Genomic DNA, 13,600 nt, shown 5'->3' on the forward strand with positions numbered 1-13,600 from the left:
ATGAAATTATTTAAAACCCTTGGTTTCGTTATCGTCTTCTTTGCCATCACCGGCTGCACAAAAAAAGAGAACGTCACTGAAACTGATTTTACGGACAGCCTTTCCATTGAAAACCCTGTTGTTGAAGACAGTATTATCGTTCCGGAATTATCATTGCAAACCTTCGGATTTCCTCAGGAAGTAGAAGGTTGCTCCTGCTATTTTGCAGAAAATAAAACAGATTTTGAAAAAGAAAACTTCCTTTATGTAGATGATTATGGCAACAGTGCCTATATAAAAGTGGATGGAAAACTCATTAAAATACCAATGGAAGAAGGCGATTTTGACCCTTCCAATTTTAATAAAAATATTGAAAATGAAGACTACAGCATCAGCATGTCCGGAAGAAAAACAGACGAAGGAGATGAAACGATGCAGTTCGAAGGCGTGATGACGGTGAAAGAAAAGAAGACCGGCCGGGAATTTACCTCATCAGTTTTCGGCGAATGTGGCTGTTAAGCCAAACACGCTTTAAAAATTATCGCTTCCGGAATTTCGGAAGCGTTTTTTTATTCTTAAATTTGAAAAAAAATAGAATGAATATTACCCAGCTCGAACCCCAAGTTATCTGGAAAAACTTCGCAGCGCTGAATGCTGTTCCCAGGCCTTCCAAAAAAGAAGAAAAAGTGATTGCTTTCATGAAAGATTTCGGAAACCAACTGTCTTTGGAAACGATCGTAGATGAAGTAGGAAACGTGATCATCAGAAAGCCGGCTACTCCCGGAATGGAAAACAGAAAACCCGTTGTTCTGCAATCGCATCTGGATATGGTGCATCAAAAGAATAATGATGTTGATTTCGATTTTGAAACACAGGGAATTGAAATGGAAATTCAGGATGACTGGGTGAAAGCAAAAGGAACCACTTTAGGAGCCGACAACGGACTTGGAGTAGCGGCAATCATGGCTTTACTGGAAAGCTCAGACATTCCTCATCCTGCGCTGGAAGCTCTTTTTACCATTGATGAAGAAACAGGAATGACCGGTGCTATCGGACTGAAACCGGGCCAGCTTCAGGGCGAAATCCTGCTGAATCTCGATACCGAAGAAGATGATGAAATCGACATCGGTTGTGCTGGAGGTGTTGACGTTACGGCTTCACAGAAATATTCCACCCAACAACCAGAAGGACAACCCGTTCGCATTACGATCAAAGGATTACAGGGCGGACATTCCGGAATGGACATTCATAAAAATTTCGGGAATGCCAATATCATTTTAGGCAGGCTGCTGTATCAGGGAACAGATCAAAATATACAATTGATATCCATAGACGGCGGAGGATTGAGAAACGCAATTCCACGGGAAGCCACCGCTTTGTTTACCGTAAATAATGCTGAGGAATTCCTGAAAAAAGCAACTGTTTTAGCACAGGAAATAAAGGATGAATTTGCAGCAACGGAAAAAGATCTTGAAATTACCGCTGAAAAATCAGACGTTAAAGAAGCAGCTGTTTCTGAACAAGATTCCAAAAAAATCATCCTTGCACTGAAAGCTGTTCATAATGGGGTGTACCGTATGAGCCCGGATGTGGAAGATCTGGTAGAAACGTCCAACAACGTAGCCAGAGTAGAACTTAAAGACGGCCAGTTGAAGATCATGAATCTTTCCCGTTCATCAGTAGAATCCGGAAAAACGGCGGTAGCAGAGCAACTGCGTTCGGTTTTTGAACTGGCAGGAATGGAAGTGGAGTGTAATGGCTCTTATCCGGGCTGGAAACCAAAACCCGGATCTGAGATTGTGAAAGTGATGGAGAAAATCTATGAAACCCGATTCGGAGCAAAACCACACGTTGTGGCCTGTCACGCCGGATTGGAATGCGGAATTATCGGTGCTCATTATCCAAAAATGGAAATGGTGAGTTTTGGACCTACCATCCGTGGTGCGCATTCTCCGGACGAAAAAGCCAACATTCCATCGGTACAGAAATTCTGGGGATTTTTAAAAGAAATTCTCGCCCATATTCCTGAGAGAAATTAAAATGCTTTCCATCCGGAGCTGCCTTTCAGTTCCGGGTGAAACGTATTTCTTATCCTACATCAACAGCAAAAGCTTTTATTTCAGTTATATTTGTCTTCAATCTTAAAAATATAGAATATGAAAATAGATATTTGGAGCGACATCCGATGCCCTTTCTGTTATGTTGGCAAGAAAAAACTGGAAAAAGCAATGGAGCAGTTTCCACACGCTGATAAAGTAGAACTGGTTTGGCACAGTTTTCAGCTGGATCCACAACTGAAAACCCAACCTGAGCGCGATCCTTTCGAGTTTTTCTCCGAAATAAAAGGCATTTCTGAAAACCAGGCAAAGCTGATGCACCAACACGCCTACAACGCCGGAAAAGAGGCCGGAATAGAATTCAATTTTGAGCAGCAAAAAATCGCTAATTCTTTCAAAGGACATTTGCTGATTCAATTGGCAAAAGAAAAGAATTTGGCCAATGAAATGGAGGAAGCCCTCTTCAGTGCTCAGTTCATCGAAGCTAAAAATATTGATGATGAAGCAACGCTGATTGAAATAGGAAAAAAAGTAGGTTTAACAGAAGAAGAAGTACAAAATGCCCTGAAATCTGATGATCTGGCTTATAAAGTAAAACAGGATATGAACACCGCCGGAAATCTGGGAATCAATTCTGTCCCCTTCTTTGTATTTAATGATAAATATGCCATTTCCGGAGCACAACAACCTCCTGTTTTTCTTGAAGTTCTGGAGAAATCCTGGAAAGAATTTTCGGCCGGCGACAATGGTTTACAAATCATTGAAGGCGACAGCTGTGATGCAGACGGCAACTGCAATTGAATTTATTATCTTACATCAATGCCAAAAGAAAAGGCAATGCCTATTTTTGCACTATAAAATTTAATCTAAAAAAATCATTATGAAAAAAGTATTATCGTTAGCATTTATCATGCTGTTCTCAGTGAGCATTTTTGCTCAGAAAGTTTTAGTGAGCGATCCTGCGCACTCCCGTATTCAGTTTTCGGTAATTCACCTTACCATTAACGACATTGTCGGAAATTTTGACAAAGCAAATCTGAACATTCAGGCTGATGAAAAGAATTTTCTGAACTCCAAACTAAATTTTGAAGTGGATGTAAATTCTATCAACACCCATATCGAAGCGCGTGACAACCACTTGAGAAGTGCTGATTTCTTCGACGTGGCAAAATATCCTACGATGACCTTTACTTCTACTTCCATCACCAAAGGAAAGCAGAAAAACTATTACAATGTGAACGGAAACCTTACCATGCACGGAATTACAAAACCGGTTTCTGTAGTTTTGGTGTATAGAGGATCTGTGGTCAATCAGATGAATAAAAAAGACACGCACGGATATCAGGTTTTGGCTACCATCAAAAGATCCGATTTCGGAGTGGGCCCCAATTTCCCTGAAGCCATTATCAGCGATCAGGTAAGAATCAAAGGCGATTTTGAACTTACTGAAAGATAATTTGTCTCCATACAATAATCTAAACCGTTGCTGTTTGTCTTTTTTTGGTTCATTTACACGCACTGGAAGTTGTTTTACTTAAGTTTCCATGGGTTTTTCACCGAAAGTGCTTTGAAAAATTTCCATCCATAACAAAAAGTCGTCACGAACGTATATCGAGACGACTTTTTTATGATTTGCGTCCAGTAAATCTACATGGCATCGAAAATGGCAAGCAACTGGCCGTTGGAATTTTTCAACATCAAAGTATTTCCTTTTAGGTCGTACTTTTCGGCATTTTTCAACACATTGAAAAACTCTTTTTCATTCAGTTTCATATCTGGACAAGCTTTCATAGTAGTTCCTAAGTTCTCATTAATAGAAATTTTATTCCCATCAGATAATTTGTACGAACCGAAAAAGGTATTACACCCATCGGAGCCGGTAATTTTCCCGTTACTTCTTAACATAAATCCCTGTTCCTTATCCTGATTGAGCACCATTACAACTTTATTTCCATTCATTTCTTTTAGTTTCCAGGATTTGTTAATAACGGGATTTTTGCTCATTTCCACGAATACGGCCAAAGGTGCTCTTCTGCCCACATTGAGCATGAGTTTACCATCATTTATCGTGAAATTGTCAGCCGTTTTTAAAACTTCCAACATCTCGTTTTCAATTTTCATATCGTACCGATCACACATCATTCGTGTACTCGCCAATTGACTAAATTTAATTTGCGTAGTGTTCATGATCGTAAAATTCCCATTTACGGTATTACAGCCTGTATTTCCACTAAGTTTATTATCCGCAAAATTCAGATAAATCGGTGTACTTGTGGTTACCTCTTGCCCTTCCAAAGAGACAAGCTCCCATGTTTTTTGAATGGTATTAGCAGGTTGATGAACCGTTGTGGATGTCGGCGCGCAACTGGTGATCATAGCTGCGATTGCCAAAGTGAGTAATGTTTTCATATTTTTTAAATTTAACTTTATTGGTTAACGATTGCAGGGAGAAATGTATTGATAATCCATAGTTATCGCAGTTGGTCTTTGCAAAAAAGAGACCGAAAAAATAAAAAGCATTCTAGCTTAAAACCAAATTATAAAACAAAAGGAGATTTGTTTTGAAAAATAACTAATATACCAAAGCTTTTCATGTAAAAATTGTGATGTTTTGATTATTGCACCCATCAAAAAAATAACTGTATCATTCGACATAATTCAAATAAATTATAATAGTCACATTCGTTCTATTCGATGGCTTGATTTTGATGAGAAAGGGTAATTGCACATGATGTGCCTGTTTGAAGAAATAGCTACTTCTTATCCACATTTTCCAACTTTTTAAGGTTATTATTTAGCGTAATAATTTATATTTGATTTTTTTAAAGATCTTGAGGGAAATATTCGTTGCATTATGGATTTTAGGGAATTTTGCGTTGGTTTCGGCGCAGCGTGACAGCATTTATATTAAGGCCACCGTTTCCGAAGATCTCAAAACCATCCAGGTTCGCCAGGAAATTAATTTTGTCAACAAAAGCGAAACGCCCATGCAAGACATCCGGTTGCTGAATTGGGTGGCAGCATATCAAAATCGGGGAACGGCGCTTTATGAAAGAGAAATTGAAGACCGAAACCGCGAGTTTCATTTCGCAAAACCAGAAGAATTGGGAACCCTCAATTCCCTGATGATCAGCATCGACGGAAAAACAAGCGAGGAACCAAAAAAGCTAAATTCCGAAAACCTCTATTTTTCTCTTTCTGAACCGCTATTGCCGGGAGAACGCAAGAAAATTGAACTTCAGTACGAGTTGAAGCTTCCTTCCGCTTCGTTTACAGGATACGGCGTTGCAGAAGATCAAGTGCTTCTGAAATATTTCTTTTTAACTCCCGACAGTTTCCAAAACCTGCATCGTGAGGAAAAGCATTTTCGCGATATGGAAGAAACTTCCAGTCACAGCATTTTCTGGACGGTAAATCTCGATGTTCCTGCGAACCATTATGCGAAAAGCAATCTGCAAGAAATTGCTCCATATTACTTCCGAGGATTTCTGAAAAACGACCCTGAAATATTAATTTCCTCGCGGAATTATCCAAAGATAAATATCGGAATTGATGGAAAAAAAACAGAAGTTCATTTTGGGTATCCTTTAACTCAGGAAGAAAAAGAAAAACTGGAATTCTATCTACCCAGACAGCTGGCTTTTATTCAGAAAAACACCGGTATTCTGCCCGAAAACATTTTCATTTCAGAGAAATTTCGAAAGAAAGAAGACTTTTTCGGGAATGATGACATCGTGCTCTGGAAATTCCGTTTTCCCCTTTTTACGCCTTCAGAAAATATTGATCTGGATTATTTCAGTGTGATTTCGCAAAGCATCATCAATGAAAACCTGATCACTTACAAAGAAGAAGATCACTGGTTGAAAAATGGCATTAAAACCTATCTGGAACTCGATTATCTGAAAACGCATTATCCTGAACACAAACTTCTCGGGATGTTGCCCGAAGCTTCTATATTTGGCATTCAACCTTTGAAAATATTTCATGCGTCGCGGCTGAAACTCATCGAACGGTATGGCATTGCCTATCGGTATATGATGACTGAAAATCTGGATCAGAAGATTGGCGAGGAGTTTTCGGACCTTAGTAATTTTAATGAAACGGTGATCAGTAAATTTGAAACCGGAAGCCTGTTCAATTTTGTGGCGGAGAAAATGGGAACCGAAAAATTCCATGATTTTCTGCGGCAATACTTTTCAGAAAACAGCAATCGACCGATTGATACAGACGACTTTTTAAAACAATTGGCTTATTCTTCCAATAATTCCTCTGCTTTTCTGGCTAACTTAATTGAGAAAAAACACAGGGTTAATTTTAAAATAAAAAACTTCATGAGACACGACGGAAAACTGCTGGTGAAAGTAAAGAAAGACACTGCAGATCCTGTACCTTTCAAGCTGGAAACGATTTCTAAAGACGGGCAAACCAATACGCACTGGTTTGAAACGCCGCCTGCTCCATCCGAAGAATATTATGAAGTTCCCGAATCGGATGCGCATAAACTCGTGATCAACAGCGGACATTTTTTCCCGGAAAGTAAATTCAGGGACAATTATCTTTATACCAAAGGATTTTTTTCCAATACTAAAAAGATCAGGCTAAAAATTCTGAAAGATATTCCGAATCCGGAATACAATGAGATTTATCTGGAACCACGATTGAAATTCAATGCTTATGACAATGTTCTTTTTGGTCTGAACTTCCGCAATGAATCGCTTTTCAGAAGCAAACTGGCGTATTCTGTTACGCCGTATTACAGTTCCGGAACCGGGAAACTGACAGGATCAGCCGGAACTTCTTATACTTTTTTGCCGCCTGAGAGTTTTTTCAGAAACATTATTCTGGGTGTGAATGGTTCCTATTTTCATTATGATTATCATCTGGCGTATCAGCAATATTCTGCATTTACGATGTTTAATTTTGCGAAAGAACCGCGAAGTGCTATTGACAGAGGCATCAGCTTTTCCTACAATTATTATTTCCGAGATCTTACTCCCCAAATGATTCTGGAAAATGAGTACCAAAAATACAATCTCTGGAATTTGAATTACCGCTATGTGGACAATAGCCTTATTCATGAAAAATCTTTCGGAACCGCTTTTCAAATGATGGAAGATTTTCAGAAAGTTTCTGCCGAAGCCTTCTATCGCTATGAATTTGCACCACACAAGAAAATTTCATTCCGCCTTTTTGGAGGGTATTTTCTAAGTAACAACACCCGAAATGATATTTTTGATTTCGGAATTTCTAAAGTTTCCAATTATTCCTTTTCCTACGGATTGCTGGGACAAAGTGCAACCTCGGGAATTCTTTCGCAGCAGTTTGTTTTGGCGGACGGCGGTTTCAAATCTTTGATCGATACCACAGCCAATCAATGGATCGGCTCTCTGAATGTGGACTCTCATGTTTGGAAAATGTTTCATGTGTATGCCGATGCCGGAATGTATAAAAACAAAGGAAGCGATCCAAAATTCATTTGGGACAGCGGCGTGAAGGTTCGCATCATCCCTGATTTTCTTGAGATTTATTTACCTGTATATTCCACGCTCGGTTTTGAACCTTCCTTTAAAGATTATGCCAGCCGCATTCGTTTTACCCTCGTAATGAATTTGGGTGCAGTGGTAAATACCTTCAGAAGAGGATGGTATTAAATAACAAAAAAGTTTATTCCATAAAAAAAGCTGCCCGTTTCGGGGCAGCTTCGTAGAAACCGATGAGGGTTTTATTTTTTAAGGATTTTTCTGCTGATTTTCGCAGTACCGTTATCTACGATTACGATATAATATCCGCTTTTCAAATGAGAAGCTTCCAAAGTCTGTCCGTCAGAAACTCTGTCAGAACTTACCAGTCTTCCTTCCATTGTATAAATGTTTACAGTAGAACGCATTGGCAATCTAAAAGTAATTCCATCGTTTACCAAAGTATTCATTACTACTTCTTTGTCGAAAGTTTTTACATCCATTACAGATAATACAGAACCCTGTACTAAAGCCACATCATCAAAGTATACTGTTCCAGCACCTGCGCCAAATCCATAAGTTCTAAAATCAAATCTTAAAAGTTCGGTATTTGCAGGCGTGGTTGCTGTAGCTGTAACAAATACCCAAGCTGGATTGTCACTTGTATAAGTAGAAGGTTGGAAATCGCTTGCCCATGTAATATTTGATGTTGATGTCCTAGCTTGTACCCAATGTCTTGCTCTTGCATTAGGATCATTGTCTAAAACCCAATAGCCTAACGTGTATTGAGTATTTGCAGAGACTGGAATATCAACATTAAGACTTGAGTTCCCAGTTGCAGGGGCTACCATTTTCGCTGCAGCGACTCCAGAGTGCACCAAAACTGTTTCTTTTGTTACGCCAGTCGGAGAAATAAATGACCAACCAGTTGGTTTTTCAGGTGAAACCGAAGAGTCCCAACTTTCAAATCCAGGATTGGGTACTAAGTTTGTTTGTGCAAAAACTAAACAAGTTGCAGAAACAATTCCTAAAATTGTAAAAATCTTTTTCATTTTATTAAGTTTTAATATTAATTTCTTGATGCAAAAGTACAAAAATAAAGCCACAGATGCCAAAAGCCGTTATTAAATAATTGTTAAAAATATGACTGTCTTCAAAATTCAGACGGTATGCACGGCGCCAACTTAATCTATTTATAATCAGAACATAATATTAATTGAAACTTAAATACATCCCATTTATCATGTACTGCATATTACACATTTAATAAAAAAAAAGCCTGATTTATTTCATATAAAAAAGCAAGGTCTGACCGGTAATAACGTTTTTCGAAGCTTTTTGCTTCTGTACTTTTTCACTGATATTTTCGTTACTTTTACGGTCACTTTTTGGATAGATTTGAGAGTAAAATTGTTTTTTTTCCTGCTATTTGTCTTGGGCATTACGTTAGCGAATGCTCAAATCTTCACTTGGAAAAACCCCAACCTTCCGAAAGATTCTGCCAAAAAAGATTCCGTATTCGCCGCCTGGTTGGAAAAAGATGTTTTTGCAAAAGACACGCTGGACTTTGTAAAAACCAGAAACCGCATCGTTATTGATGAAGAAGTGCTGATGAAAAATGACCGCCAGCGATTTTTAGGCGACCTGAACGCGAAAGGTTCCATAATTCGTGGAATGACTTTCGGAAACAATCAGGGATCGTCTGTTCAGAGTTCGATGGATCTGCAGATTTCGGGGAAACTTTCAAAAGATGTTTCTGTTCTGGCTTCGATTTCCGATCACAATTTGCCCATTCAGGCAGACGGTTACACCCAAACGTTGGAAGAATTTGACCGGATTTATCTTCAGCTGAACATCAAAGAAAAATCAATTCTCCGAGCCGGCCATCTGGAACTTTATGATGACAAAACCTATTTTGGCCGCTATCAGCGGAGAAGTATGGGACTTGAGTTTCAGACGCATTTCGGCGAAAAAAATAAAACTTCCGTCGAGGTTTCTGCCGGTATTGCGCGAAGTGAATTTCACAGAATCCGCTTTCAGGGAATGGAAGGAAATCAGGGGCCGTATCGTTTGACAGGGAAAAACGGCGAACTTTTCATCACCGTTATTTCGGGTTCAGAACAGGTTTTCATTGACGGTATTCTGATGAAACGTGGGGAAAATCTGGATTATATCATCAACTACAATACGGGCGAAGTGACGTTTACCAGCTTTCGCCCCATTCTGCAGCAGAATTTCATTACCATTTCTTACAATTACACCAACCGGAATTTCTCCCGATATCTTTTCACCGGAGGAATCCAGCATGAACGGGAACGGTTCAGAACAGGGCTGAAATGGTTTGTGGAACAGGACAATAAAAATGCGCCTCTCGCTTTGAATTTAAGTGAAGCCGACCAGCAGATTCTGGCAAAGGCAGGAAATGATCCGGAACTCATGTATGCTCCTTCCGGAGTGGTTTCTGAATATGATGTCAACAAAATTCTGTACCGTTTGGTGGATCATCCTGCCGGAAATTATTATGAATTCTCTACGGATGCATCGCAAACTTTATATCAGGTTGCGTTCACATATTTCGGAACCAGCCGCGGCGATTATACACTGAAACAAACCACCAATAATGGCCGGGTTTTCCAATATGCAGGACCGAATTTGGGCGAATACCGCGCAGTGCGCAAATTGCCTTCGCCACAGAAATCGCATGTTTTTTCTTATAATGCAGAATATTTGCTGAAAGACGGCGTGTTAGGAACGGATTTCTCCTTCAGCAATTATGATGTCAATCTTTTTTCGTCACGGGACACGCATCAGAACTTTGGATATGCAGGGCGCATTTTCGGACATAAAACTTTCACCAAGAACAGCTGGAAAGGAACGCCCGCTTTCGAATACCAACACATCAGTTCGCAGTTTCATATTCTGGACAGAATTAACGATGTAGAGTTTTCCAGAGATTTTAATTTGCCCAATGAGTTTAATCACCGCACTCAGAACAGAATTATTTTCAGTTTTTTAAACCAATGGCAAAACCGTTCTTTTCTGAATTACCGGTTGAATTATCTGGATGAAAGAGATGCGTACAAAGGCATAAAAAACGATCTGGATTTCGGATGGCAGAAAAACAAATTCAACACTCAGGGAAAGTTTTCTTATCTCGATACCAAAGCAGATTTTCAGAATACCCAGTTTGTGCGGGCGAATCTGATTTCAGAATACACCGGAAAAAAAGGAAGCTGGGCCATCGGCGGAAGCATGGAACATAACGAGAAAAAGTTCAATGAAACCCAGCTTTTTGATACCACGAGTTTCAGCTGGAAAGAACTTTTTGTTCAGAAAAAAATCGGTGATTCTGCCAGAACCCATCTCTTGACGAGAGTTTATTTCCGTGATAATGATTCTATCCGAAACAACCGCATGGAAAACATGAACCACATTCTGGGAATCGTAGCAGAAAGCCAGCTCATTAAAACGGAACAAACCACGCTGAATGCGCTGATTCATTACCGGAAGTTTTATTATCAGGATGATTTGTTGGCATCCAATCTGAATAATGATTTTGTGGTCGGAAATATTCTTTACAATCAGCAGCTTTTCCGCAACGGAATGCGTTTGCAGGCCTTTTATGAATTAGGAAACGGCCAGGAAGCGCAGCGCGAATTTCAATATGTAAAAGTGGCGGACGGCCAGGGAATTTACAAGTGGACCGATTATAACGGCGACGGCATTCAGCAGCTGGACGAATTTGAAATTGCAGAATATGCCGATCTCGCACAGTACATCCGCGTGTACACCAACTCGGTGCGCTACATTCCTTCCAATAAAAATAAACTTCAGATTGCGCTTTTTGTGAATCCATCCATTATTTTAAATTCCGAAAACAGCTTCCTGAAACGCTGGAATTTCAATTTCTCACTCAATTCTCAAAATTCTTATTTCAAAGAAGACAAAGTCGTCGTGTGGAATCCTTTTGAAAAAAACAGCAATCAGATTCTAAAAAACCAGAACCTTCTGGCTTCCGCACAGTTTAATCCGACCGAGAAATCCGGCTGGAACGGAAATTACCGTTTTATTGCCAACAATAATATTATTAATGCCAATGCGAGCAACGAAGAACGCGACCAGGAATCGCATTTTCTGAATATCGGGTATTGGTTCAACACTGATTTTCGGGTAGATTGGGAAAACTCCGTTCATCACATTCAGAATTCATCACAAATATTCAAAACCCGAGATTTCATTCTCAATAATATTGAAACCAAACCCAAAGCCACGTATAAATTCTCGGAAACCATACAGGCAGAACTCTCTTCTGCTTTCCGCCAAAAGAAAAGAACCGACGGCGAAGAAATGCTGAAAACCTTCGATATCACCGGGGCGCTGCAGTGGGATTATAAGAAAACTTCTGTCCGTGGTAATTTTTCCTTCATCAATAATGATTTTACCGGAAATAATTTTTCACTGGTCGGAAACCAGATGCTGGACGGACTGAAACCGGGTAAAAATCAGGTCTGGAGTTTATTTATTCAACAAGCTTTGAACAGTTTCATTATGCTGAACGTGAATTATGAAGGCCGTAATTCCGGCGAAAGAACGATTCATATCGGAAGCATGCAGGTGAAAGCAAGTTTCTGAAAAAAACCAACTTGATCTGTCTAAAAAAGCTTTATCTTAGATTTAAGTTTTAAATGCACCAGATGAACAAAAAATTACTCTTTATCTTAACGTTATTCACTTCTTTTTTTGCGTTCAGCCAAAAGTTTGACACAGCAGATCACGCTCAGCGCAAAGCATTTCTTGCAGATTATCAATTGATCAATAAAAATTACGAGCAGTACATTAAATCTAAATATCCCAGCGATATCGCCAAGGATCTGGTGAAAAGTTATTCTGTATTTCAAACAGCTTTCAAAAAAGAAGTTCAGGATCGGAATTACTATACAAAATCGATTTTCAACGCCTATATCGAAGGCCTCGTAGCAAAACTCCGGGTTTACAATTCCAATATTCCATCCAATTTAAAAATTTTAATTGCAAAAGATAACGTTCCGAATGCTTTTATGACAGGCGACGGGATTTTAGTAGTGAACATGGGCCTGTTTATGTGGATGGAAAATGAAGACCAGTTGATGGCTATTTTGGGACATGAAATTGCCCATAATTTACTTCATCATTCGATTGAATGGCAGGCGAAAGGATTAATCGCGACTAAAAATTCTAAAGAAAAAATTTCAGCCATCAAAAAATCCAAAACCGGAAAAAGCGAAAAAGCATTCCAGTTATTTCGTGACCTGGCTTATACCACCAGCACCGAAAGAAGAAAAAATGAAATTCAGGCAGATTCTTTAGGTTATATCATTTACAGAAACCACAACAAAAAAGTAAGAGAATATACCAAAGCACTGCGAAATCTGGAAGAGTTCGATACCATTTCACCCACCGTAGTTCAGAAGGAAACGTACAGAGAACTGTTTGATTTGCCACAGGCTCCGTTTCAGGACAAATGGATGAAAATGGAAGATTTTTCTGCGTATAATTATCATCAGTTTAAAACCAAACTGGACAAAGACTCCTTATCGAGCCATCCTGAAATTGTGGATCGTTTGAATTTCTTACAAACAAAATTTCATGAGTTAAAAGGTGAAAATACAAAAGCAGAAGAACCTTCTGAAGGATTTTTACATCTCAGATCCATTGCAATAAATGAAATTCACCCTAACCTGTTTCACAACGAAAATTATGGCGAAGGCGTGTATGTAGCCATGCAGTTTCTGCAGGACAAGAGAGATACAACCTACCATTCACAATGGCTGGGGAAATATTTTGATAAGATGGTTGAAGCACGGAAAACCTACAGACTTAACCGTTATTTAGACACCATAGATCCTAAAAATCAAAGCGAGAGTTACCAACAATTTCTCAGTTTTATGTGGAATTTAAGCCTTACTGATTTGCAGAAAATCGCCGATTATTATAGGAAGGGTTAATGGTTTCAGTTAAATTCAACGATAATTTGTTTCATACTAATGGAACTTTTGTTTCGTCAGCATGAAATTTTTGTTTCGTCCTTATGAAACTTTTGTTTCGTCTTATGAAAAATGTGGTTTT

9 protein-coding genes are annotated in these 13,600 nt (G+C 39.1%); 7 read left to right on the top strand and 2 right to left on the bottom strand.

From position 1 onward, the window contains the following. The 4 genes from DQ356_RS00375 to DQ356_RS00390 all read left to right on the top strand — a co-directional run bounded on the left by DQ356_RS00375 (position 1) and on the right by DQ356_RS00390 (position 3,492). Positions 1-498, top strand: coding sequence for a hypothetical protein (locus DQ356_RS00375; protein ID WP_114302495.1), 498 nt, complete (start codon positions 1-3; stop codon positions 496-498). Between the two features lie 77 nt (positions 499-575). After that, positions 576-2,018, top strand: coding sequence for an aminoacyl-histidine dipeptidase (locus DQ356_RS00380; RefSeq protein ID WP_114302795.1), 1,443 nt, complete (start codon positions 576-578; stop codon positions 2,016-2,018). Between the two features lie 117 nt (positions 2,019-2,135). After that, positions 2,136-2,837 carry a DsbA family oxidoreductase gene (locus DQ356_RS00385; protein WP_114302496.1) on the top strand — a complete coding sequence of 234 codons (702 nt, stop codon included), beginning with the start codon at positions 2,136-2,138 and terminating at the stop codon, positions 2,835-2,837. A gap of 79 nt (positions 2,838-2,916) precedes the next feature. Then, the gene (locus DQ356_RS00390; protein WP_114302497.1) at positions 2,917-3,492 is read left to right on the top strand and encodes a YceI family protein; all 576 of its coding nucleotides are present in this window, start codon (positions 2,917-2,919) and stop codon (positions 3,490-3,492) included. Between the two features lie 191 nt (positions 3,493-3,683). Here DQ356_RS00390 and DQ356_RS00395 read toward each other — a convergent pair whose 3' ends face one another. Continuing rightward, positions 3,684-4,445 (bottom strand): META domain-containing protein, encoded by a 762-nt coding sequence (locus DQ356_RS00395; RefSeq protein ID WP_114302498.1) that lies wholly within the window; start codon positions 4,443-4,445, stop codon positions 3,684-3,686. Positions 4,446-4,867: 422 nt separating this feature from the next. Here DQ356_RS00395 and DQ356_RS00400 point away from each other — a divergent pair, with 422 nt between their 5' ends. Then, complete coding sequence (locus DQ356_RS00400) at positions 4,868-7,687, top strand: gluzincin family metallopeptidase (RefSeq protein WP_228420574.1); 2,820 nt, start codon at positions 4,868-4,870, stop codon at positions 7,685-7,687. Between the two features lie 71 nt (positions 7,688-7,758). Here DQ356_RS00400 and DQ356_RS00405 read toward each other — a convergent pair whose 3' ends face one another. Further along, positions 7,759-8,547, bottom strand: coding sequence for a T9SS type A sorting domain-containing protein (locus tag DQ356_RS00405; RefSeq protein WP_114302499.1), 789 nt, complete (start codon positions 8,545-8,547; stop codon positions 7,759-7,761). A gap of 559 nt (positions 8,548-9,106) precedes the next feature. Between DQ356_RS00405 and DQ356_RS00410 the strand changes: the two genes are divergently transcribed. Then, complete coding sequence (locus tag DQ356_RS00410) at positions 9,107-12,127, top strand: hypothetical protein (protein ID WP_228420600.1); 3,021 nt, start codon at positions 9,107-9,109, stop codon at positions 12,125-12,127. 62 nt (positions 12,128-12,189) lie between these two features. Continuing rightward, the gene (locus DQ356_RS00415; RefSeq protein WP_166413028.1) at positions 12,190-13,479 is read left to right on the top strand and encodes a M48 family metalloprotease; all 1,290 of its coding nucleotides are present in this window, start codon (positions 12,190-12,192) and stop codon (positions 13,477-13,479) included. The last annotated feature ends 121 nt before the right edge of the window (positions 13,480-13,600 follow it).

It is taken from the genome of Chryseobacterium lacus, from assembly GCF_003336205.1.
Lineage (GTDB): Bacteria > Bacteroidota > Bacteroidia > Flavobacteriales > Weeksellaceae > Chryseobacterium_A > Chryseobacterium_A lacus.

Excerpts from the sequence above, each read along its gene's own strand:
- DQ356_RS00375 (WP_114302495.1), top strand. The coding sequence starts at position 1 with ATGAAATTATTTAAAACCCTTGGTTTCGTTATCGTCTTCTTTGCCATC.
- DQ356_RS00380 (WP_114302795.1), top strand. The coding sequence starts at position 576 with ATGAATATTACCCAGCTCGAACCCCAAGTTATCTGGAAAAACTTCGCA.
- DQ356_RS00385 (WP_114302496.1), top strand. The coding sequence starts at position 2,136 with ATGAAAATAGATATTTGGAGCGACATCCGATGCCCTTTCTGTTATGTT.
- DQ356_RS00390 (WP_114302497.1), top strand. The coding sequence starts at position 2,917 with ATGAAAAAAGTATTATCGTTAGCATTTATCATGCTGTTCTCAGTGAGC.
- DQ356_RS00395 (WP_114302498.1), bottom strand. The coding sequence starts at position 4,445 with ATGAAAACATTACTCACTTTGGCAATCGCAGCTATGATCACCAGTTGC.
- DQ356_RS00405 (WP_114302499.1), bottom strand. The coding sequence starts at position 8,547 with ATGAAAAAGATTTTTACAATTTTAGGAATTGTTTCTGCAACTTGTTTA.
- DQ356_RS00410 (WP_228420600.1), top strand. The coding sequence starts at position 9,107 with ATGAAAAATGACCGCCAGCGATTTTTAGGCGACCTGAACGCGAAAGGT.
- DQ356_RS00415 (WP_166413028.1), top strand. The coding sequence starts at position 12,190 with ATGAACAAAAAATTACTCTTTATCTTAACGTTATTCACTTCTTTTTTT.